Genomic DNA, 20737 nt, shown 5'->3' on the forward strand with positions numbered 1-20737 from the left:
TACCAATTCGCGCATGTGGCCGCCGGGATGGCACTAAGCGATATATTGGTGGCCTTGGACCCATGCACTGACAAGGAAAATACGATGCCCCAGCGTCTCACCCGCTACGCGCTAACGCTTGCAAGCACCTTGAGCGCCGCTGCGGTCATCGCGCTATCCGGTTGCAGTTCAGCGCAGATCGTAAGCGCGCCGCAGCGCGTCACCCTGGATGCACGGGCAAATGGCATCGCGATCCGTCCGGCTGACGGCACGATCTTCATCACCGACGACAAAACCAACAGCGTGCTTTCATCGCCTGACGGCAAGACATTCACACCGTTTGCCGCCATTCCCGTGGTCACCGGACAAGGCAATGCACTAAGCCAAGTGAGCGCCGCGGATACCGGTTCGCTACTGGTCGGACGATTCGGATTCGGCACCGCGGGCGCCGTGTTCGACATTGTCGCAAATGGGTCCATCTCCCCGCTGTCAGGTACCGATCCAATACGGCGAAGGCTGGGACTTGCTGCCATTGGAACGGGAAAAATACTCTCGACCTGGTTCGTCAAGAACGGCAATAGCCCGGCAACGGGCGGCCTCAGCCTGATCACCTACGATGTTTCAACCCACGCCGCGTCCGAACGCAACCTGTTGACCGGATTGGCGAAACCCGTCGGCATAGCCGTACAAGGCGACGTCGTTTTTATATCGGATCAGGCTGACAACATGATCCTGAAGACCAGCCTGTCCGGACTGATCAACCGCGCCCAGGCCAACGGCCTGAGCACAACGGTGATCAAGATCAACGGACCCGACCTGTTGACCATCGATTCAAACGGCACGCTCTATACAAAATGCAACGTGACGGCGGTCTGCCGAATAAGCCCCGATGAATCGGTTGTCGTCATCGCCAACGATTTCGAGGATGCCCGCGGTGTCGCTATCGATCCGGCGCATCACCTGTTGTACGTCATAGACCGGCCGAAATCCGCTGACAGCGCCAGTATCCTGCGAATCATTCCACTGAACTGACGAACTGGGGAATTGACGCCACGCACGTTGATGAGAAGGCTAGTCGTCCACGCCGATAATCACGCTCGACGCCTTGAAAATCGCCGTGGCCGTTTTCCCGCTGGCGAGAACCAACCGTTGCGCGCTTTCGTTTGTGACAATAGCGGCAATCTGCGCGCCGCCTGCCACGGTAATAATGACTTCGCTGTTGACAGCACCTGTGGTCACAGCCAACACCGTCCCGGCAAAGCAGTTCCTCGCCGATACCTGGCTATCCGCCACATCAACCATCACGATGACCGACGATGCCTTGACCAGCGCGAACGCAGCCTTGCCGGCGGCCAGTCCGAGCGATGCAGCGCTGCCATGCGTGATCACGGCGACAATCTCCAGGCCGTCATTGGCGCGCAGCAAGATCTCATCATTGACTGCACCATGCTTGACGTCCACCACTTCACCGACAAATTGATTTCGGGCGCTTGTTCGCATATTCATCTCCGGTTGCGGCGTCCTTGAAAGGCTTAAATCACCCGGATCTCAGGACGCACGTTGGCTTGGGTCACCTGCATTGCAGGCAGGCCACAAGTGTATCCGCACCGCGCCCCCCGCTTGAAATGAAAAGCCGCGCAAAACATGTCGATGGCGTTAGCGAACAAGTCAGGTCTCGGCGTAATATAGCGCCCTTTATTACGCCTTTTATCAACGTGGAGAATCAGATGATCCGGAAGGTGATGGTGTCGGTTGCGGTCATGGCTAGCGCGCTCTTGAGCCATGCCGCTGTGGCGGACGAAAACGCCGTAAACGTGTTGTATGCCGGGTCGCTTGTCAATTTGATGGAGCGCAGTGTCGGTCCCGCTTTTGAAAAGGAAACCGGCCTGCACTTCCAGGGCTACGCGGCAGGTTCAAACAAGATCGCCAACGAGATCAAGGGCAAGCTGCGTCGCGGCGACGTGTTCATCAGCGCGAGCCCGAAGGTCAACACGGGCTTGATGGGTGCGGACAACGGCGACCACGTGACGTGGTATGTCACGTTCGCCGAATCGCCGTTGATGATCGGCTATAACCCGCGCAGCAAATTTGCCGGCGACTTCAAGACAAAACGCTGGGACAAGGTCTTGCAGGAGCCGGGTATTCGCATTGGCCGGACCGATCCGAAACTGGACCCGAAGGGTGCATTCACCGTCGAGATGGTGACCAAGGCCGCCGATCTTTATCACCAGCCGGATCTGGTCGAGAAGACGCTGGGCGCAGCCGAGAATCCCGATCAGGTCTTGCCTGAAGAAACCCTGGTCGGACGTTTGCAATCCGGGCAGCTCGACGCCGGCTTCTTCTATTCGACCGAAACCTCCGACCTGAAGATTCCGTCCATCCGTCCCGCGCCCGAATTGCAAGCCAAGGCGAGCTATACGCTGACCATTCTTGGCGACGCACCGAACTCGGCGAGCGCCACGCGCTTTGTCGACTTCCTGCTCAGCGCGAAGGGGCGCGAGTTGCTCAAGGAACACGGTGTCGACGTAATCAAACCCGCGATCACCGGTAACGCCCAGGCCATGCCGCCATCCCTTCAGGCTGTGATCGACGCTACTCGATGAAACGCACCGCTGCGCGACCGCTGCCGTGGCTTGGAGCGCTGCTCGCAGTCTATTTGTGCGCCCCGTTCGTCGCGAGCATCCCGCAGGTCGGCGCGGCGGACTGGCACGGGGTCGACTGGAAGAGCACGCTGTCGGCGGCGGCCGTATCGGCGGGCAGCGCGAGCGTGGCGTCGCTCGTCATCTTGTTGGGCGGCGTGCCGCTGGGGTACCTGCTCGCCCGGTCAAATTCGCGCAAGGCGGCGTTGCTAGGTTTTATCGTGCAATTGCCGCTCGCCTTGCCGCCGCTCACCAGCGGCGTCTTGCTGCTGTTCCTCCTTGGCCCCTATAGCTGGGTCGGACAACTGACGGGCGGCGCGTTGACCGACTCGTTCACCGGCATCGTGCTGGCTGAAACGTTTGTCGCGGCTCCGTTCCTGATCATTGCCGCCCGCTCCGCATTCTCGGCCGTCGACCCCATGTTCGAGGACGTGGCCGCCACGTTGGGACATCGTGCCGGCAGCCGCTTCTTTCGCGTCACGCTGCCGGTCGCATGGCCTGCGATCAGCGCCGGACTGGCGCTGGCGTGGCTGCGCGCATTCGGCGAATTCGGCGCGACCGTCATGGTCGCGTATCACCCGTACTCGCTGCCGGTTTATACCTATGTCGTGTTCGGCGGCCAGGGCTTGCCGGCCATGATGCCCTTGTTGTTGCCTACGCTCGCCATTGCCATTGCGTGTGCGGCGTTGTCCATCTACAGCCGCCGAGGCCGTCCTTCGTTGAACTCGGAACTCGTCAACGGCGATGACGCCGACACCCCCACGCTGGCACGTCCGTTGATGGACGAGGATGATCGCCGCCTGAGCATCGTGTTGAAAAAGCATCTTGGCAGCTTCGATCTCGACATCGAATGGGCGCCGAGCACGCGGCGCCTTGCGATCATCGGCACGTCGGGGTCGGGCAAGTCGCTGACGTTGCGCCTGATCGCGGGGCTTGAGGCCGGGCAGACGGCTAGCGTGATGCTGGGTGGAAGCCCGCTCGGAGCCCTGCCGCCCGAAGAGCGCAGGATCGGTTATATGCCGCAAGACTACGGTCTTTTTCCGCATATGACGGTCGCACAACAGTTGGCGTTTCCGCTAAACGCGGATGCGGCGAGCGCCCGGCAATGGGTCGAACAACTGGGCATATCCACGCTGCTTCAGCGCTTGCCGCGTGAACTCTCGTTCGGGCAACGTCAGCGCGTGGCGCTTGCTCGCGCGCTCACGCAGCATAGCCAGTTGCTGCTCTTCGACGAACCCTTCGCCGCACTCGACACCCCGCGCCGCCGCCGTCTGCAGCAATCGTTGCGGGCACTGCAGCGCGAGATATCGGCGGTGACGGTGATCGTCACTCATGATCCAGATGAAGCCGCCCTGCTCGCCGACGAAGTCTTGTTGATCGAGCATGGCCGGGTGCTTCAGGCGGGACCGGTGAGCGATGTGTTCGAGCGCCCCGCTTCAATGCGTGTGGCGGAATTGCTCGGGCTTCACAATGTCGGGCAAGGCCGCTTGATTGAAGCAAACAAGATTGAACTGGGCGCCGAATTACGCTTGGACATTGCGGGTAATACTGCAATCCCGGTGGGACAAACTGTGATGTGGCGGCTGCCTGGGCTTGCGATCATGCCGTCCGATGAAGGTGCGTTCCAGGGTACGGTCGAAGGTATCGAACTGCGGCGCGGAGATCGCTACGCACGGCTGAAAGTCTGCGGTGTGACATTCGATATCCCCAGCGAAGACACTCGCCTGAAGACTGGCACATCACATCGGTTCTCGGTGGATATTGGCAAATTAACTATCTGGTCCATTTGAAGGACAGCGGCGTAGGGTGCGCAAAAAACAAGCCGTCTCGCGACGGCTTGTTCATTTTCAGACACCACGCACGTATCAAGCGGTGGCTTCCTCACGCATGCGCGTTTCATCGACAGTGTCCCCATAAAGATGCAACAGCCGATAGCCGCTCTTGTACACCGGTTGCAAGCGAAAGTGATTGATCGGCTCGATAGTCAGTGCAAGCCTCAAGCGCGACACGTGGCTGTCGATGGTCCGCGTGGACTCGCGAAACTCGCGCCCCCAGACCATTGCGAAGATGTGATCGCGCGACAACACCCGCCCGATGTTTGAGAAAAACAGCAACGCCAGCCGGAATTGCGTACCGCTCAGTTGCACGGGTTGGCCGCGTACGGTGACGCTCTGCTGGCGCGAATCGAAACGATACGGGCCGAGTTCCATGATAGCGGCAGTATTCGCCGGATAGGCGCGCCGCAGCAGCGCTTGTACGCGTGCCGCGAACTCGGCGGAACGCACGGGATGAGTGACGAAGTCGTCCGCACCCGCGCTCAGCGCACGCACCACGTTGCTCTCTCCGCCATCCGCCGAGGCGAACATCACGGGCACGCGCTCGCCAATGCCCGAACGCATCGACTTCAGCAGGTCGAGCCCGGACAAGCCGGTGGAATGCCAGTCGAGGATCAGCATGTCGACCGTGGAACGGGACAGCGATTTCGACATCGACAAACCGTCGCCGAAGGGAATGCAGACATGGTTGAGCCGCTCGATGATCGCGCCGACGACGAAGCGGTGCTGTGGATCGGATTGAAGAATTGCAATGCGCATGATAACGGGACCGGTAACCTGTAAACGGTGACTTCGGGACGTATTGAAAAGACGTTATTGAAGACACCAAAGAAGGTCTCATGACGCTCCACGAGACCACTTCAGACGCGCGAATTCTGCAGAGCGGTACAGGGTTGATCCATCAGAAAACTCTTAAATAGAACGATCGGATCGTCACAAATGCTTTCAATATGTCTCGCGAGGTCACTGTTTGTGCCGACACGTGACGGCCTCGAAACCTTGCGAATAGGTGTGGCACGGACGCTGTGCTACGTGTTTCAAGCGGGCACAAAACGGCGCGCACGGCTCTCGAAAAGTCGTGCATGCATATTTCACGAACCACGGAAACGTCGGACGCTCCGGGTCGATAAGCTGGTCTCCATGAACTCGAACCTTATCTCCCCACGCGCCGGGCTGAGCACACGCCAGGCGTTGATCGTCACCACGGCCAGCATGGGTTTCGTGGTCTCTCAACTCGATGTCACCATCGTCAATGTGGCGCTCGCGAGCATTGGACGCGACTTGCATGCGAGCGTGGCGGGCCTGCAGTGGACCGTCGACGCCTACGCGCTCGCCTTCGCCGCGCTGATGCTCTCGGCAGGCGTGCTCGGCGACCGTTTTGGCGCACGGCGCTTGTTCGCTGCGGGACTGATGTTGTTCGGAGTGGCTTCCGCCGCTTGCGGCTTCGCAACGGACGCGACCCAACTGGTCGCTGCACGCGCATTGCAGGGCATGGCCGCCGCCGCGATGCTGCCCAACTCCCTGGTGCTGCTCAACCAGGCTTGCGGTCACAACGACGGGCTGCGGGCGCGTGCCGTGGGCTTGTGGACGGCGGCGGGCGCGGTGTCGATCGCGGCAGGGCCGATCGTAGGCGGCTTGCTGATCGCCGCGTTCGGCTGGCGCAGTATTTTCTGGGTCAACGTGCCGTTATGCGTGGCGGGCATCGTGGCGACCTACGCGTGGATCGCCGATAAAAAGCCAGAGCAGGAAGCGCGCGGTATGGACTTGCCCGGGCAAGTGCTCGCGACCGTTGCGTTGACAGCCTTCGTCGGCGCGATGATCGAGCTCCGGCCGTTGGGTCTGACGCACCCGCTGGTGATCGGCGGAATTGCCCTGGCAATTCTCGCGGCAGTGGGACTTGTGCTGGTCGAGCGGCGCGCGTCAGCGCCCATGCTGCCGCCCGCGCTGTTTCGGGACCGTACGTTTAATTCGGCCACCGTGTTCGGCATCTGCGTGAACCTCACGTATTACGGCATGGTGTTCGTGTTGAGCCTGTACCTGCAGCGCGTGCTCGGCCATACGCCTTTGGAAGCCGGACTCGCGTTCCTGCCGCTCACCGGCGGGTTTCTGTTGTCGAATCTTGCGAGTGGCGTAGTCGTCGCGCGCTTCGGTTCGCGCTTGCCGATGATCGTCGGCGCGTTGATCGATGCAGCAGGTTTCGCCGCACTCTTTTTCGTCAATGCGTCTACGCCCGTGGTTGCATTGCTGCTGCCCTTCTTGCTGATTCCAACGGGCATGGGACTCGCCGTCCCCGCGATGACGACCGCCGTATTGGGTACGGTTGCGCCGGACCGGGCAGGCACGGCATCGGCGGTACTGAACACCGCGCGCCAAGCGGCCGGCGCGATAGGCGTCGCCGCGTTCGGTGCCCTGGCGAGTCACTCGGCCATGGCGGAAAGCGCGCAGATCGTAATAGGTGTAAAGGCGTCGGCGGGGGTATCGGTGGCGTTGTTGTTATTCGGTGCAGTTCTCGCGTGGCGCGCGGTCGGAAGCAAGCGCGCTAAGGACGATAAAGCGCCTGAGGCGGTATCGTTTAAATGCGGCACGGGGGCCCGCCACTGAGCATCATGATGGCACGCCAAAGGCGAATAGACCGCGCCGGGAACGCTCGTTGCTTATACCGTGAGATATGCACGTCTTGTGCAACGCGCGGTCCGCAGGCCGCTAATGAGGAACTAGACATGTCCACGCCGCCGCCGGACCCAACCTACTTGCCGATCGAACCCGATCCCGACGAATTGCTCGACCCCGATGCACCCCCGCCCCCGGATGATCCCGACTCACCCGACGGTCCGGATTCCGCGACGCCGCTGGTGCCGGCAGATCCGAACAACGGTACACCGCGTCTTTGAGTTCGACATTGCAGATTCAGCAGGAAAAATGCCCGCCTGCGTTCAGCAGGCGGGCATTTTTCCTAGTGTCTTTTCTTGGCCGATGCGGTCCAAATTAAAGATTCGTTGTCAGGATTTCTCCCGATGCCAGCGCTCGTTCAATAAGCCCTTCTTGTTGAGCCTTACGCACGGCTTCGGCAACAAATGTTTCGGGCGCTTCGACTTCAGCTTTGATCGCGCCGATGATTCCCGACGCCTCTATGATCACCAGCGACTTCGCAGAATCCGCCCGGCTGATGATGACGCGTTGCGGACTGCCGCCGTCTGCGATGGTTGCGCAGAACTGCACCGACTTGCCGTCGATGGTTTGCTCGAAAGTTTGAATCATCGCTAGGGTTCGCCTGTAGTAAATGGAAGGTCGAGTCAGGGCACGCATAAAACGTTCCGCACCCTGCTCGCTCCTTGTTTGCCCTTTTATCTATTAAACATCTCGCGCGGCGCAAGTTCAAATTTTTGTAGGCTTGGACCACGCGGGCACTTCTCACCCCATTATTCACGTTTTCTCATCGCAAGAACGAAGTGGCATTCAGCCAAGAATGCCTCAGAGATATTGCGTCGAGTCATAGATCGTTATCGGTCATGTCAGAGGTCCGGCGTGCCACGCGCAGGATTTGTACAAGTGCTGCGACAAGCAGCGCCGCGGCCAGCCACAACGTCGAGTCGTGCAATGTCCGGGTGGCCACCCCTCCAAGGATCGCCCCAACCAGGAAAGATAATCCGATCATGCCGAGCAGGCGAGCCTCGTGCAAAGAGTTGATATCCCGTTTCGGGAGGAGCCCGCTAAACAATGCCTGCGCGGCTCGCCTGAGGTTCCCGGTCGTCATGACCGAGGTGTACGACAAATTTCTCAGATGGGTGAACGACAAGGTCTGGAGAGTAGCAACAAAGGAGATGGACGGTATAAGCCAGGAATCGGCAATTGGGACGACCCCGCTCGCTGCAGTCGTCAGGAATGCGATTTCCAGAAGCAAGCATGCTATTGCCGGCTGACGCGCCCACCGATGCCCGGCCGAAGCCGCGAGCGCCAAAAGATGAACGACAAAAATGGCAAGTACGAACGCGATAAGCGGCGGTACATGCCGCCGTGCCTGCCGCCAATCCGTTTCTGCAAGATTGACACCGAGCAACGCGACGTTTCCTGTCATCGTATTGGCGAAGACGTGCCCGTGCCCGACGTAGGCAAACGTGTCAAGAAACCCACCGGACAGCGTCAGGAAAACCGCGACCGCTGCGTCGCGCTTACCGGCTTCAACGTTCATCATGATTTGGACTCGCTATAACCGGTGTCAATACATGACGTGAGACGCCCGCCTCGATCCGAGCGCATAGCCGTTCACCGGGTCCGCGCGATCAATCATCAATGGCTGCGCCAATGCCCTCGCCATGTCTGTTTTTCTCCAGGCCCGCGAACATCTGCGCTTTCGCATCGAACGCCTTTTGCTGCCAAGTAAAGGCATCTTCGAGATGATCGATCAATGCCTTTTCGGCGGCGGCGGGATCATGCTTGATTAAGGTATCAAGGATCTTTTGATGTTGACGCAACGTAGCTTCACCGACCTTCGGATCGCGCACGGTGATATGGCGAACGCGATCGATCGGCGCCCTAACCACTTCCACAAGTTGCTGAACCTTCGGTAAGCGCGCGGCCTGGCTGACCAGCGCATGGAACTCGTTGTCGTGCCGAATGGCCGCAACGGAGTTGCCACGTTTTATCGCGCGGCGATGGGCTTCATGAATATCTTTCAATTGTTCGAGTTCCTTCTCCGTGATGATTTCCGCTGCCCGACGAATGCTGGCCGTTTCGAGAACCTTGCGGATAAAAGCGCTTTCGATGAACTGCTCCCTCAGCACCGGCGCCACATACGTGCTCGATTGCGCGGCGATCACCACGAGTTCTTCCCGCGCGAGTTGCAACAATGCCTCGCGCACCGGGGTGCGGGAAATACCCAGCGTGTCTGATATCGCTCGATCGTAGATGACTTCCTTCGGTTGCAGGACCATGGTCACGATGGCCTGCCGCAACAGCTCGTAAAGCTGCACCGACAGGCCTTTGGACCGGTCGATCGCATACCCGGGCGGGAGAAGTCGCGCAATGAACTGCTGCGCGTCGTTACGATCTGCTTTCATTTATGACCTGTGCGTTTAGGGCCGTATTGTCGTCGAGCTGAACGGCATACTCAAGGTTTAGGGCAAACCCCGATACGGTTCTTTGGTCCGCGCAACTAATATATTAGTATTCAAGTTGATGGAGGAGGCGGTCAGTGCTCCTTCGCCAATCCCCGACTCGCCAAAAAAACTCCGCGCGCGGCTCGATCGCGTCAATCCTCTGGAGATGAGAAATGCGTACAGCCGAGGTCGCGCAGTCACCCGCTACGGCAACCGTTGCAGGTGCTAGCAAGACGGCCACAACCGTAAGATGGAAAATTTTCTGGCTGCTTTTGCTGCTATCGTCGATCAATTACATCGACCGTGCGTCGCTTTCAATCGCATTGCCGCTGATCTCGTCCGAGTTTTCGCTGACTCCCGCTATGGAAGGCGTGCTGCTCAGCTCGTTTTTCTGGACCTATGCGTTCATGCAGATCCCTAGCGGCCTGCTGGTCGACCGCTACAAATCACGCAACATCATCGGCATGGCCACCATTGCGTGGGGGGTGTGTCAGGCTTTCGCCGCGGGTTGCTTCCATTGGATCCCGCTTCTGCTTACCCGCCTCGGCCTGGGCATCGCGGAATCACCCATCATGCCCGCCGGAGCCAAACTCGCCGGCACCTGGCTGACACCTTTCGAGCGCGGCCGCGGCGCAACCTTGCTGGATGGCGGCGCCCCGCTCGGCTCCGCATTCGGCGCGATCATCATCTCGGCACTAATCGGTCTTCTCGGTTCCTGGCGCCTCGCATTCGTGGTCGCCGGCGTTGGCACGGTCGTCGTCGGTATCTTTGCGTGGCGCTATGTTCGCAATCATCCGTCGGAGCATCCAGGCGTCAATGCAGACGAGCTCTCGCACATCGCCGATAACAATGCCGCGCCCGCCCCCGCACACGTCGATATCAAACCGGTTCCGTTCCTCGAACTCCTGAAAGACCGGTCCGTTCTCTTCATGTTCCTGAGTTGGGCTTGCTATAACAGCGTCTTCTACGGTCTCATGACGTGGATGCCGAGCTATCTGCACAAGGCGCACGGCTTCGACCTCAAGCAGATGGGCGGCGCGACCTTCATCATCTTCATGTGCGGTTTTATCGGCGAACTGACAGGCGGGTGGATTGCCGACAAGTGGCGCGCAACGGGTACATCGCCGAATCTCGTCATGAAGGTCATGTTCAGCGGCGCCGGCGGCGTGACGGCAGTGACCATTCTTGCCGTGGCGTTTGTACACTCACCCGCAGGCGTTGTCGCCCTGCTTTGCATTGCCCTATTCTTCCTGCGCTGGTGCGGCATGTTCTGGGGCGTCCCTGCGACGCTTGGCGGCCAATCTCGCGCCGGACTGCTCGCCGGTGCGATGAATTTTTGCGGCAATATTGTTGGCGTGATCGTGCCGATCCTGATTGGCCTGATCGTGCAGTTCACAGGCACCTATTTTCTAGCGCTCATGTTCTTTGTCGTGGCAGCGCTATGCCTGATGCTCAGCGCGAGCGCCGTAGACTATCGCGAACGCGGACTCTCCTGAAGATTCTCCATTGCCGGCAGCCGAACTTTTGTAAGGACCTCACATGCTCTCCCCCGTCGAAGAAAAGTCGTCTGTCAAGGACGCGCAGCAAAGCAACGCCGCACGCGTGATCCGCCTCAACCCGGCCGACGACGTGGTCATATCGCTCCATCAACTTGTGTCGGGCACAGTGCTCGCCGAGGAAGGCGTCACGGTGTCGGGTCTGATCCCGCCTGGTCACAAAGTCGCCACCCGCGCGATCGAGACCGGCGAAGCCGTGCATCGGTACGGCCAGATCATCGGCTTTGCAAGCCAACCCATTCGCGCAGGTCAGCACGTCCACACCCATAACCTGGCGATGGGCGATTTCACGCGGGACTATGCATACAGCAAGGGCGCCCGTGAAACGCTGCCGGCTGCACAACCGGCAACGTTTCAAGGAATCGTTCGCCGCGACGGACAGGTTGCGACCAGAAATTACATCGGCATCCTTATTTCTGTGAACTGTTCCGCAACCGTTGCGCGAGCGATCGCCGATTATTTTCGTCGCGACATCCATCCAGAAGTCCTCGGCGCATTTCCCAACGTGGACGGTGTCGTCGCGCTCACCCACGGCGCGGGATGTGCAGTCGACGCTGATGGCGAAGGCCTGGCGATTCTTCAGCGGACTCTGGGAGGCTATGCATGCCATCCGAATTTTGCGAGCGTACTGGTAATCGGACTAGGCTGCGAGACCAATCAGATATCCAAGTTGCTTGAAACGCAAGGGCTCAAGGAACACGAGCGCTTGCGCACGTTCACCATCCAGGACACTGGCGGCACGACCGCGACGATCGCGAAAGGGATCGACATCATCAAGGAAATGCTGCCCGAGGCGAATGCGGTCAAACGGGAAACGGTCCCGGCGAGTCATCTTAAGGTTGGCCTCCAGTGCGGCGGATCAGACGGCTACTCGGGCATCACCGCGAATCCGGTTCTGGGCGCGGCCGTCGACCTGCTGGTGGCGCACGGCGGAACGGCGATTCTCTCCGAAACGCCCGAGATCTACGGCGCGGAACACCTGTTGACGCGGCGTGCGAGCACGCCGGAGATCGGTCGAAAACTCGTTGACCGGATCAAGTGGTGGGAGAAGTATTGCGACCGGCATGACGCACAGATGAACAACAACCCATCGGCGGGAAACAAGGCCGGCGGTCTCACCACCGTATTGGAGAAATCGCTAGGCGGCATCGCGAAAGGCGGCTCGACGAACCTGACTGAAGTGTACGAATACGCACAGCCGGTCCGGGCGCGCGGTCTCGTCTTCATGGATACGCCCGGCTACGATCCAATCTCGGCAACCGGCCAGGTCGCAGGCGGTGCGAACCTCATTTGTTTCACGACGGGTCGCGGTTCGGCGTATGGCTGCGCGCCCTCGCCTTCGGTCAAGCTGGCGACGAATACAACACTCTGGCAGCGACAATCCGACGACATGGACCTGAACTGCGGCGAAGTTCTCGAGGGGACTAAAACGATCGAAGTGCTGGGTGCGTTGCTGTTTCAAATGATGCTCGATACCGCCTCTGGCCGGCGCTCACGAAGCGAGCAACATGGTTACGGACAAAACGAATTCGTCCCCTGGCAGATCAGCGCGATCACTTGACGCCCAATGCCTCTTGAGCGACGCGTGAGTTTGCGTGGCGACCTAATTGCACTGCAACTCATGCGTCGAAAGAAATGACACAAAATACCGTGTCAGCTGACGGGGCAAACACCTATGGATTCCGGCACTGAACCTCACTCATCGTTTCGTCACCTACGGGCAGAACTGGAACGAAATGACAGGGAAAATTCATAGGCGAACGCATTCAATCCGGAGTCCTACATTGAATAAATACAACAAAACCGGCGACAACAAGTTCCCACCGCTCATTCAGTCCCCACCGCTCATTCGCTTTTCCGGTATTGGCAAGACCTTCGGCAACGTGAAAGCGCTAAGCGCAGTCGACTTCAGCTTCTCGCCGGGTGAATGTATCGGCATCGCGGGCCATAACGGTGCGGGCAAGTCGACCCTGATGGCCGTGTTGGCAGGCGTATTCCCCCCGAGCGAAGGGGTGATCGAAACCGATGGTCAGGCGTGCCCTCATTACGATGCGAACACCGCCCGGCTCGCCGGGATTCGCTGCGTATTCCAGGAACTTTCTTTGTGCCCGAATCTGACCATTGCTGAGAATTTATGCGTCGTGCACCCAAGGCTGAGCGGACCTGGCTGGCGCAAACGCGCGCGCATTCTGATACGGACCCGGCTCGACGAGATTTTCCCGGGCAACACCCTGACCGGGAACGAACTAGTCTCCGATCTCACACTGACGCAACGACAGATGGTCGAAATCGCGCGCGGCTTCACCGAGACCGACGTTCCAGTGAGGCTCATGATCCTCGACGAACCCACTTCCAGTCTTGACGCACATACCGCTGAACAACTGCTCGCCTACGTTCGCCAGGCTACCGCGCGGGGCGTAACCTGCTTGCTGGTCACGCACATGCTCGGCGAGATTGAACGGGTTTCCGACCGTGTCATGGTTATGCGCGACGGCTGTCTGGTTCGAGTCCTCCCGCGTGAGAACCTGACCCGTGACTCAATCATTCTCGCGATGGGGCAGCATGCAGAAGTCTCGAACGCGCCTCGCGAGGTTCGCGCTCGGATGGCACGCGAAAAAGGCGCCGGCTACGAATGGGCACTCGGACCACGCAAAAGCGTGAAGGTCGACGCTGTGCCTGGTGAAGTCGTCGGCTTCGGCGGCCTCGCGGGGCAAGGCCAGACCGACGCATTGCTCGCCATCTACGACGCCGCACAGCGGGACGCACGGACCCGCGTTGCGTTCGTCGCCGGCGATCGTGGCCGCGACGGCATCTTTCCGGTCTGGTCAATTGCACAGAATCTCGACTTGCGCTGGCTTGGCAAAGGCGGCATGAGCGGCAGCCGAAACAGCGAAACCCGCCGCTCGCGAGCGGGATTCCTGATTGATTTTGCCGCCGCACGCGCACTGGTGGAAGCGTGGCGCGTAAAGATCGGCATTCGCGGTGCATCGGTGAACGCCAGCATCCTGTCGCTCTCGGGCGGGAATCAACAGAAGGTCTTGTTTGCACGCGCGCTCGCGTCGAACGCGGATTTAATTTTGATGGATGACCCGACCCGGGGCGTCGACGTCGGTACAAAGCGCGATATCTATCAACTCGTTCGGGACGAAGCGGCGAAAGGACGAACGTTCATTTGGTACACAACCGAAAACGACGAGCTCACCTACTGCGACCGTACCTTCGTATTTCGCTCGGGATCCGTGACCCGTGTACTGCACAGCGATGAATGCACTGAAGAGGCGTTGCTGGCCGCCAGTTTCGAGGAGCATGCCGCATGACAACTGCAGCTTTCACGCAGGCACGCATGCGCGCCCTGCTGCCCGCCATTTCGCTATTCGCCGTGTTGGTGCCGATCTTGATCCTGCAGCCAGCCACGTTCAGCTATTTTGGCTCCAACCTGCTGCTCAACCTCGCGGTGCCGATAGTGTTCGCGACACTTGCGCAACTGGCCATTATCACGGTCAACGACCTGGATCTGTCGATTGGCCCATTTGTTAGCCTGGTTGCCTGCATCGGCGCGACACTCCTGGTCAAGCAACCCTGGCTTGGCACGCTTGCGCTGGCGGGGTGCGTTCTGGCCTATGCAGCGGTCGGTGCGTTGATCGAGTTGCGGCAGATACCGTCGATCGTCGTCACACTCGGGCTCTCGTTCGTATGGAGCGGCTTGGCGATCGTATTGCTACCGTCACCGGGGGGCACCAGTCCCGAATGGCTCGGCGCGGTCATGAGCTTCCAGACACCTTGGATCGCCGCACCGATCATCTGGTCTGTGCTTATCGCCATGATCGGTCACTTCCTGTTGATGCGCTCGTCGGCCGGCGTGCGCAGTCGCGCTGCTGGGGGCAATCCGCGCGCCGTGCGGCGCTTCGGTTGGTCGCTGGTCCGCAACCGGGCGACGCTCTACGGCGTAGCGGGCCTCTTCGGCGTGCTGTCCGGGTTGTCGTTGCTCGGCCTGACAACGTCTGCCGATGCCAACCTCGCACTGCGCTATACCTTGCTGTCGATTGCAGCCGTGATTCTTGGCGGCGGCGAATTCATTGGCGGACGGGTGTCAGTGGTTGGCGCGGTGCTGGGCGCGATCACACTGACGCTCGCCGCATCCTTCCTTGCGTTTCTCAACATATCGTCGGACTGGCAGGTCGGCATGCAGGGTGCAATCCTCATCGTTGTGCTGTCGCTGCGTGTCTTGCTTCAACAACGCAACGGAGACAAGCAATGAGTCGTCACACTCCTGGGGATGCCAGCGCCAAGGATGACGCGTTGCCTTCGACATCGTCGGCAGACAGTATGTATAGCCGGTTGAAAACGATTCAGGCACCGTGGGCCTGGTCATTCATTGGCGCAGCGCTGGTCTGGATCGCAACCGTCGCGATATTCGGCTTTTCAATCGCGGGCAACGTGGTGGAGACCGCACTGATTTATGGCGTTTTTATGGTGCTGGTCGGACTTGGTCAAATGCTCGTTATCACATCGGGCACCGGCAATATCGATTTGTCCGTGCCATCGACCATCGCTTTAGCGGGCGTGATCGGCATGCACGTGATGAATGGCGACGACGGGCGCATTGCAGCCGGTTTCACCGCCGTGCTGGGTGTGGGCGTGGCGGTCGGGCTTGCCAATTATTCGCTCATCCGTCTGCTGCGAATTCCTCCCATCATTGCGACGCTGTCGTCGAGTTTCATTATCCAGTCCATCGCCATCACCCAAGGCCGGAACCTTCCCGCTCCACCTGCCGCGTTGGGAGCATTCGCCATCGGCCGCGTGCTGCACATTCCCTACATCGCACTGGCCGCGCTCGTCCTGTCGCTCGCGCTCGCGGTACTACTGCATCGCAGTGTGTATGGCAGGCGGTTGTCCGCCGTCGGCCAGAACACGCGCGCGGCATGGCTTGCTGGCGTAAACGTCCACCGCACTCGATGCATTGCCTACGTGCTTTCAGCGGTCATCGCAGCACTCACCGCTATCTCGCTGGCCGCGGTTTCGGGTGGCGCGTCGCTCGATATGGGCGTCGAATACATGCTGATATCAATCGCCGTAGTCGTGATCGGTGGAACGCTCGTAACGGGCGGAAAGGCGACGATCACAGGCGTGTGGGGCGCGTCCATGTTCCTGTTTCTCATGACGGCCATTCTCAATGCCGTAGGCGCAGACGCGGGCGTGCGTTCGCTGGTCTACGGCGCCCTGATTATTGCGGTCACGGCGGCAGCGGGCAGCAAGGCATTGCGCTGACTGGCCGGTCCATTTTTTCTCTTTGATAAAACCATGAACAGTACCGACCACGAAGTCCATGACCCCCGCTTCAGACTCCTGGTCCAACCCAATGCACCACTGCAAAAGCTCGCAGGAGATTGCTTGTGGGCCGAAGGCCCGGCGTATTTTCCAGCGAGCGACATGCTTGTATGGAGTGACATCCCGAACAACCGGATGCTGCGCTGGGCACCCGGCATGGGTGTGGGCGTATTTCGTGCCAACGCGAACTACAGCAACGGTAACACGCGCGATGCACAAGGCCGGCTTGTGACGTGCGAGCACGGGCGCCGGTGCATATCACGCACTGAGCATGACGGCAGCATTGTGGTCCTTGCATCGCACTATCAAGGCGGCCGCCTAAATTCCCCCAACGATCTCGTTGTCGATTCGAAGGGTGCCATCTGGTTCACCGACCCCGACTACGGAATCTTGAGCGACTACGAGGGTTTCCGAGCGCCTGGTGAAATCGGTGGATGTCACGTTTATGCCATGTCGCCGGACAGTCGCGAGCCTCGACGGGTGGCTGACGACTTCGTCAAGCCAAATGGGCTGGCTTTTTCGCCCGACGAGTCGCGGCTTTATGTGGCCGACTCGGGAGCGACGCACGTCGATCGCGGTCCGAGGCACATCCGCGTGTTCGATGTTGGCCGCGAAGGCCGGTTGTCAAGAAGCCGGATATTCGTGGAAATGGCGAGTGGCATTCCCGACGGTTTGCGCGTGGATGAACACGGCAATGTGTGGACGAGCGCGGAAGACGGCGTGCATTGCTATGCGCCTGACGGCACCTTGCTCGGCAAGATTTTATTGCCGGAAACCGCTGCCAACCTGACTTTCGGCGGACTTAATCGCAACCGCCTCTTCATTACCGCCAGTGCATCGCTTTACTCGCTCCACGTGGGTGTGCGGGGCGCTGCGCGTTAATTTCAACTGTTTGGCTCAGATTCAATAATATCTACGGAGACGTGACGATGAACGGGATGACCAGGAAATATGCGTGGCTAGGTGCCGTGTTGGGCCTTTCGCTAGGCGCCGTGGCGGCGCATGCGCAAATGTCACAGACGAACACGGCGACCAAGAAGATCGCGCTGTCGAATAATTACGCAGGCAACGCCTGGCGCCAGACCATGCTCAAGGACTGGCAGACTGTCACCGCGCAGGCCGTCGCGGATAAGCGCATCGCCGCGGCGCCGACATTCACTACGGCGGAAAATCAGGTTACGGAACAAGCACAACAAATCCAGAATCTGATCCTGCAAGGCTACAACGCGATCGTCGTTGATGCCGCTTCGCCGACCGCTCTTAACGGCGTCATCAAGCAGGCGTGTGCAGCCGGTATCGTGGTGGTGTCTTACGATGGGATTGTGACTGAGCCGTGTGCGTATCGGGTATCGTTCGACTTCCACAAGTGGGGCGAGCAGCAGGCGGACTATCTGGCGTCGCGTCTGAACGGCACGGGCAACATTCTTGAGGTGCGCGGACTTGCCGGGGTGTCGGTTGATGATGCAATCCATCAAGGCGTGGTCGACGGCATTAAAAAGCATCCCGGCATGAAGATCGTTGCGAGCGTCAATGGCAACTGGACGCAGACCGTCGCGCAAAAAGCGGTGGCAGGCGTATTGCCGACGTTGCCCAAGATCGACGGCGTAGCAACTCAGGGGGATGACGGGTTCGGCACGGCGCAAGCGTTCAAAGCCGCGGGCAGGCCAACTCCGATCATCGTGTTGGGAAATCGATACGACGAGTTGAAGTGGTGGAGCGAACAAGCTGCGAGCGGCTACAAAACGACGTCGGTGTCGAATCCACCGGGCGCCGTGACTGCGGCATTCTGGGTGGCGCAGCAAGCCCTCGCCGGCAAGAAGATGCCAAAGGACATCCAGGTCCCGTTACTTGAAGTCAAGCAGGAAGATCTCGATGCCGCACTAGGCAAGGTTCAGCCGGGAGGCGTCAGCGATATCCTATATACAGTCGACGAAACGGTAAAGATTGTAGATAAGAAGTGATATGGTTGGTCGCTCTTGTTTGAGCGACCAACCATCCATCACGTATTCGAGGTATCGAATCCGAGGACATGAAATCCTTGGATCAGCGACGTCGCGATCCGATCGTTTAAAAGTACTCGTTAGAACCGATAAGTCACGCCCACCTGGACTACCGGATACCAACGGTACCGTTCCACGTGATCGGTGATGTTTTGCTGCTCCTGATCGATATTCGCCTGCGTCGTCAACTGGCTGTAGATGGCCGGCACGGAATAAGAAACGTGGGGACGCCCATACGCTACGCCGAGATCGCACATAAAGCCGAATCCCTTCGACACCGGCTTGTGACCGTAACCCACTCCGAGGTACGGCATCACGCTCGGCAAGCGCACGGTAGCGGATGGTGCCGGACCGATGGCCGGCACGTAGTCGTCGCCAATCTTGTAGTTACCGTCGGCATTGGGTACCGCGTGCGCGGTCAGTTCGTCGCCGTTGAAGAGCGCGCCGCCCGTCACGCGAAAACCACTGCTTGAAAACGGGAACAGGTCGAGATAGAGCCCCCCTTGCTTCAGGCTAAGGTGGCCATCGTATTTGTTGTCGCTTACGTTGAATGAATGCGACAGGCCGAAGCCTTCGACTTCCGCATGCACCCCCGACCACGAGTTGAACGAATACGCCGCGCCTATACCGGCGCCCAGCGTACCGCCTTGAACATAAACTTCTTGCGCGTGAGCTGCGCCCGTTGCCAGCGTCGCGATCGTTGCGGCCATTGCCGCCCTCAAGACAGTGTTCACTGCACCCTCTCCGTAATGTGCCGGGCCCTTTCCCGTGGCGAGACTTTACGGTTTCACCAATCGATTCAATAAAGCGAACAGTGACTGTTTTCGCGTTCAATTCGACGGTCCGCAAAAGTGACCGGAACGATGAGCTAACGTCACTAGCCGATTTTTTCCCGGTACCTCCAATCATCTGATGATTCGTCAACGAACTTTGCTTGAGCGCTCAAAACCAGATCCTCGAGTTGGACGTTTCTCAAGTTTTTGTTCAATGAATCAGGTCGCTGCGCCTCTTGTAACAATCGCCTCCGTGATCTGGTCTGATTGATCAAACCGAGGAATGTTGGCAGAGGCGCGGACTGCGCCTTCCCCGGGACACCGTGCGGATGCATGGCATGCAACTGAAATCAGGCAATGTAACCAACACGCTCAATGGCTCCGTGATGTACACGGGTACACGGAAAGCCTCGCAAACTTCACATCGATCGCGTGCGGCTAGTGACGGCGCGCAATGGCCGCGCTTTGAGTGCCCGGGCCTTACCAGGCAAGCGCTCGCAGCATCGATAAGCATTAGTTGGGAAGTAACTTTTGCCGTGGCACGCCAACCTCAAGAGAAAAGATACCTCCGCTCTACCCTAAATCTGCTGGTCTGCTTGCCGTTAAGGTCTAGGACAGCTTCATTCAAACGAAGCACAAGAAAATCAGCGGAGAGAGCATGTTTGTCGTTATTGGCTGGGTCTTGGTCATCGGGTCGGTGATCGGCAGTTTTCTGGGCGTAGGCGGCCATCTGCTCGCACTGTTCCAGCCCTTCGAGTTGCTATGCATCTTCGGCGGGGCAGTGGGTGCGTTCGTCGTATCGAATCCGGTTACGACGCTCAAGAAAACGATCAAGGTCCTTCCTAGCGCGTTCAAGGCGGGCGGCTACTCGAAGGAAAAGTACGTGCAGCTCATCGCGCTGCTGTACGAGCTGCTTCAGAAGGCGCGCAAGGAAGGCATGATGGCGCTCGAGGTCGACGTGGAAGCGCCGCAAAACAGCCCGACGTTCAAGAAGTACGAACACGTGCTGAACGATCACCATCTGCTGGAATTCATCGTCGACTACCTGCGCATGATGTCGAGCGGCAACATCAACGCGCTCGAGATGCAGGACCTGATGGACGAAGAACTCGAGACGCATCACGCGGAAACATCGTTGGCATCTGGCGCAATCCAGAAGATGGCAGACGGCCTGCCCGCGTTCGGCATTGTCGCGGCCGTGATGGGTGTCGTGCATACCATGGGCTCAGTGGGCGCCGCGCCCGCGATACTCGGCGAAATGATCGCGGGCGCGCTGGTCGGCACGTTCCTCGGCATCTTGCTCGCGTATGGTTTCTTTGGGCCGCTCGCCGATCTGCTGGCTGCAAAAGGACAGGCTGAAGCCAAGCCATTCCAGTGCGTGAAGTCCGTGCTGCTCGCGTCGATGAACGGCTATGCACCGGCGATTGCCGTCGAGTTCGGGCGCAAGGTGCTGTTCACCGCAGATCGTCCAACCTTCAAGGAACTCGACGACGCCGTCCGCGCCACCAAGCAACCGAAGTCGGCGTGACGA

Annotated in this window: 19 protein-coding genes; 13 read left to right on the forward strand and 6 right to left on the reverse strand. The window is 59.4% G+C overall.

The genetic code is table 11. The features are described from left to right. Positions 1 to 84 precede the first annotated feature (84 nt). Entirely contained in the window at positions 85 to 1011 is a 927-nt protein-coding gene (locus BSU04_RS31140; protein ID WP_089164126.1) for a hypothetical protein, read from the forward strand. A gap of 39 nt (positions 1012 to 1050) precedes the next feature. Here the strand turns inward: BSU04_RS31140 and BSU04_RS31145 are convergent, their stop codons facing one another. Further along, the gene (locus BSU04_RS31145) at positions 1051 to 1479 is read right to left on the reverse strand and encodes a TOBE domain-containing protein (protein ID WP_089164127.1); all 429 of its coding nucleotides are present in this window, start codon (positions 1477 to 1479) and stop codon (positions 1051 to 1053) included. Positions 1480 to 1706: 227 nt separating this feature from the next. On the opposite strand from BSU04_RS31145, the gene BSU04_RS31150 reads away from it, so the two are divergent. Both BSU04_RS31150 and BSU04_RS31155 read left to right on the forward strand, forming a co-directional pair. Next, a complete protein-coding gene (locus BSU04_RS31150) occupies positions 1707 to 2582 on the forward strand; it encodes an extracellular solute-binding protein (protein ID WP_089164128.1) in 876 nt (291 codons plus the stop codon). Continuing rightward, positions 2579 to 4408: an ABC transporter ATP-binding protein/permease gene (locus tag BSU04_RS31155; RefSeq protein ID WP_089164129.1), complete on the forward strand. Its 1830-nt coding sequence runs from the start codon at positions 2579 to 2581 to the stop codon at positions 4406 to 4408. Before BSU04_RS31150 ends, BSU04_RS31155 begins: the two co-directional genes overlap by 4 nt. 75 nt (positions 4409 to 4483) lie before the next feature. Here BSU04_RS31155 and BSU04_RS31160 read toward each other — a convergent pair whose 3' ends face one another. Continuing rightward, on the reverse strand, positions 4484 to 5212 hold the full coding sequence (locus BSU04_RS31160) for a response regulator transcription factor (protein ID WP_089164130.1): 729 nt from the start codon (positions 5210 to 5212) through the stop codon (positions 4484 to 4486). 381 nt (positions 5213 to 5593) lie between these two features. On the opposite strand from BSU04_RS31160, the gene BSU04_RS31165 reads away from it, so the two are divergent. Both BSU04_RS31165 and BSU04_RS46750 read left to right on the forward strand, forming a co-directional pair. Next, on the forward strand, positions 5594 to 7054 hold the full coding sequence (locus BSU04_RS31165) for an MFS transporter (RefSeq protein ID WP_089164131.1): 1461 nt from the start codon (positions 5594 to 5596) through the stop codon (positions 7052 to 7054). A gap of 119 nt (positions 7055 to 7173) precedes the next feature. Continuing rightward, complete coding sequence (locus BSU04_RS46750) at positions 7174 to 7344, forward strand: hypothetical protein (protein WP_179258497.1); 171 nt, start codon at positions 7174 to 7176, stop codon at positions 7342 to 7344. 94 nt (positions 7345 to 7438) lie between these two features. On the opposite strand, the gene BSU04_RS31170 is transcribed toward BSU04_RS46750, so the two are convergent. From BSU04_RS31170 to BSU04_RS31180, 3 genes are all read right to left on the reverse strand, one after another. Then, positions 7439 to 7711 (reverse strand): hypothetical protein, encoded by a 273-nt coding sequence (locus tag BSU04_RS31170; RefSeq protein ID WP_089164132.1) that lies wholly within the window; start codon positions 7709 to 7711, stop codon positions 7439 to 7441. A 232-nt stretch (positions 7712 to 7943) separates the two neighbouring features. Beyond that, a complete protein-coding gene (locus BSU04_RS31175) occupies positions 7944 to 8642 on the reverse strand; it encodes a YoaK family protein (RefSeq protein ID WP_089164156.1) in 699 nt (232 codons plus the stop codon). A 91-nt stretch (positions 8643 to 8733) separates the two neighbouring features. Next, positions 8734 to 9510: a GntR family transcriptional regulator gene (locus BSU04_RS31180; RefSeq protein ID WP_089164133.1), complete on the reverse strand. Its 777-nt coding sequence runs from the start codon at positions 9508 to 9510 to the stop codon at positions 8734 to 8736. A gap of 212 nt (positions 9511 to 9722) precedes the next feature. Between BSU04_RS31180 and BSU04_RS31185 the strand changes: the two genes are divergently transcribed. The 7 genes from BSU04_RS31185 to BSU04_RS31215 all read left to right on the forward strand — a co-directional run bounded on the left by BSU04_RS31185 (position 9723) and on the right by BSU04_RS31215 (position 18394). Next, positions 9723 to 11045: an MFS transporter gene (locus tag BSU04_RS31185; RefSeq protein ID WP_089164134.1), complete on the forward strand. Its 1323-nt coding sequence runs from the start codon at positions 9723 to 9725 to the stop codon at positions 11043 to 11045. Between the two features lie 43 nt (positions 11046 to 11088). Continuing rightward, positions 11089 to 12666, forward strand: a complete 1578-nt coding sequence (locus tag BSU04_RS31190) for a UxaA family hydrolase (protein WP_089164135.1) — start codon at positions 11089 to 11091, stop codon at positions 12664 to 12666. 223 nt (positions 12667 to 12889) lie between these two features. Continuing rightward, positions 12890 to 14422, forward strand: a complete 1533-nt coding sequence (locus BSU04_RS31195; RefSeq protein ID WP_256983498.1) for a sugar ABC transporter ATP-binding protein — start codon at positions 12890 to 12892, stop codon at positions 14420 to 14422. Continuing rightward, on the forward strand, positions 14419 to 15363 hold the full coding sequence (locus tag BSU04_RS31200) for an ABC transporter permease (RefSeq protein ID WP_089164137.1): 945 nt from the start codon (positions 14419 to 14421) through the stop codon (positions 15361 to 15363). Before BSU04_RS31195 ends, BSU04_RS31200 begins: the two co-directional genes overlap by 4 nt. A gap of 68 nt (positions 15364 to 15431) precedes the next feature. Further along, a complete protein-coding gene (locus BSU04_RS31205; protein WP_256983503.1) occupies positions 15432 to 16373 on the forward strand; it encodes an ABC transporter permease in 942 nt (313 codons plus the stop codon). Positions 16374 to 16406: 33 nt separating this feature from the next. After that, the gene (locus tag BSU04_RS31210) at positions 16407 to 17315 is read left to right on the forward strand and encodes an SMP-30/gluconolactonase/LRE family protein (RefSeq protein ID WP_089164139.1); all 909 of its coding nucleotides are present in this window, start codon (positions 16407 to 16409) and stop codon (positions 17313 to 17315) included. 56 nt (positions 17316 to 17371) lie between these two features. Then, the gene (locus BSU04_RS31215) at positions 17372 to 18394 is read left to right on the forward strand and encodes an ABC transporter substrate-binding protein (RefSeq protein WP_179258500.1); all 1023 of its coding nucleotides are present in this window, start codon (positions 17372 to 17374) and stop codon (positions 18392 to 18394) included. A gap of 119 nt (positions 18395 to 18513) precedes the next feature. Here BSU04_RS31215 and BSU04_RS31220 read toward each other — a convergent pair whose 3' ends face one another. Beyond that, positions 18514 to 19143, reverse strand: coding sequence for a hypothetical protein (locus BSU04_RS31220; RefSeq protein WP_089164141.1), 630 nt, complete (start codon positions 19141 to 19143; stop codon positions 18514 to 18516). A 721-nt stretch (positions 19144 to 19864) separates the two neighbouring features. Here BSU04_RS31220 and motA point away from each other — a divergent pair. Beyond that, positions 19865 to 20734, forward strand: a complete 870-nt coding sequence (gene motA, locus BSU04_RS31225; protein ID WP_089164142.1) for a flagellar motor stator protein MotA — start codon at positions 19865 to 19867, stop codon at positions 20732 to 20734. Positions 20735 to 20737: the final 3 nt, after the last annotated feature.

Origin of the sequence: Caballeronia sordidicola, from assembly GCF_002220365.1 — a bacterium.
GTDB classification, from domain to species: domain Bacteria; phylum Pseudomonadota; class Gammaproteobacteria; order Burkholderiales; family Burkholderiaceae; genus Caballeronia; species Caballeronia sordidicola_C.

Coding starts and splice junctions, on each gene's coding strand:
- BSU04_RS31140 (WP_089164126.1), top strand. CDS start 85: ATGCCCCAGCGTCTCACCCGCTACGCGCTAACGCTTGCAAGCACCTTG.
- BSU04_RS31145 (WP_089164127.1), bottom strand. CDS start 1,479: ATGCGAACAAGCGCCCGAAATCAATTTGTCGGTGAAGTGGTGGACGTC.
- BSU04_RS31150 (WP_089164128.1), top strand. CDS start 1,707: ATGATCCGGAAGGTGATGGTGTCGGTTGCGGTCATGGCTAGCGCGCTC.
- BSU04_RS31155 (WP_089164129.1), top strand. CDS start 2,579: ATGAAACGCACCGCTGCGCGACCGCTGCCGTGGCTTGGAGCGCTGCTC.
- BSU04_RS31160 (WP_089164130.1), bottom strand. CDS start 5,212: ATGCGCATTGCAATTCTTCAATCCGATCCACAGCACCGCTTCGTCGTC.
- BSU04_RS31165 (WP_089164131.1), top strand. CDS start 5,594: ATGAACTCGAACCTTATCTCCCCACGCGCCGGGCTGAGCACACGCCAG.
- BSU04_RS46750 (WP_179258497.1), top strand. CDS start 7,174: ATGTCCACGCCGCCGCCGGACCCAACCTACTTGCCGATCGAACCCGAT.
- BSU04_RS31170 (WP_089164132.1), bottom strand. CDS start 7,711: ATGATTCAAACTTTCGAGCAAACCATCGACGGCAAGTCGGTGCAGTTC.
- BSU04_RS31175 (WP_089164156.1), bottom strand. CDS start 8,642: ATGAACGTTGAAGCCGGTAAGCGCGACGCAGCGGTCGCGGTTTTCCTG.
- BSU04_RS31180 (WP_089164133.1), bottom strand. CDS start 9,510: ATGAAAGCAGATCGTAACGACGCGCAGCAGTTCATTGCGCGACTTCTC.
- BSU04_RS31185 (WP_089164134.1), top strand. CDS start 9,723: ATGCGTACAGCCGAGGTCGCGCAGTCACCCGCTACGGCAACCGTTGCA.
- BSU04_RS31190 (WP_089164135.1), top strand. CDS start 11,089: ATGCTCTCCCCCGTCGAAGAAAAGTCGTCTGTCAAGGACGCGCAGCAA.
- BSU04_RS31200 (WP_089164137.1), top strand. CDS start 14,419: ATGACAACTGCAGCTTTCACGCAGGCACGCATGCGCGCCCTGCTGCCC.
- BSU04_RS31205 (WP_256983503.1), top strand. CDS start 15,432: ATGTATAGCCGGTTGAAAACGATTCAGGCACCGTGGGCCTGGTCATTC.
- BSU04_RS31210 (WP_089164139.1), top strand. CDS start 16,407: ATGAACAGTACCGACCACGAAGTCCATGACCCCCGCTTCAGACTCCTG.
- BSU04_RS31215 (WP_179258500.1), top strand. CDS start 17,372: ATGACCAGGAAATATGCGTGGCTAGGTGCCGTGTTGGGCCTTTCGCTA.
- BSU04_RS31220 (WP_089164141.1), bottom strand. CDS start 19,143: ATGGCCGCAACGATCGCGACGCTGGCAACGGGCGCAGCTCACGCGCAA.
- motA (WP_089164142.1), top strand. CDS start 19,865: ATGTTTGTCGTTATTGGCTGGGTCTTGGTCATCGGGTCGGTGATCGGC.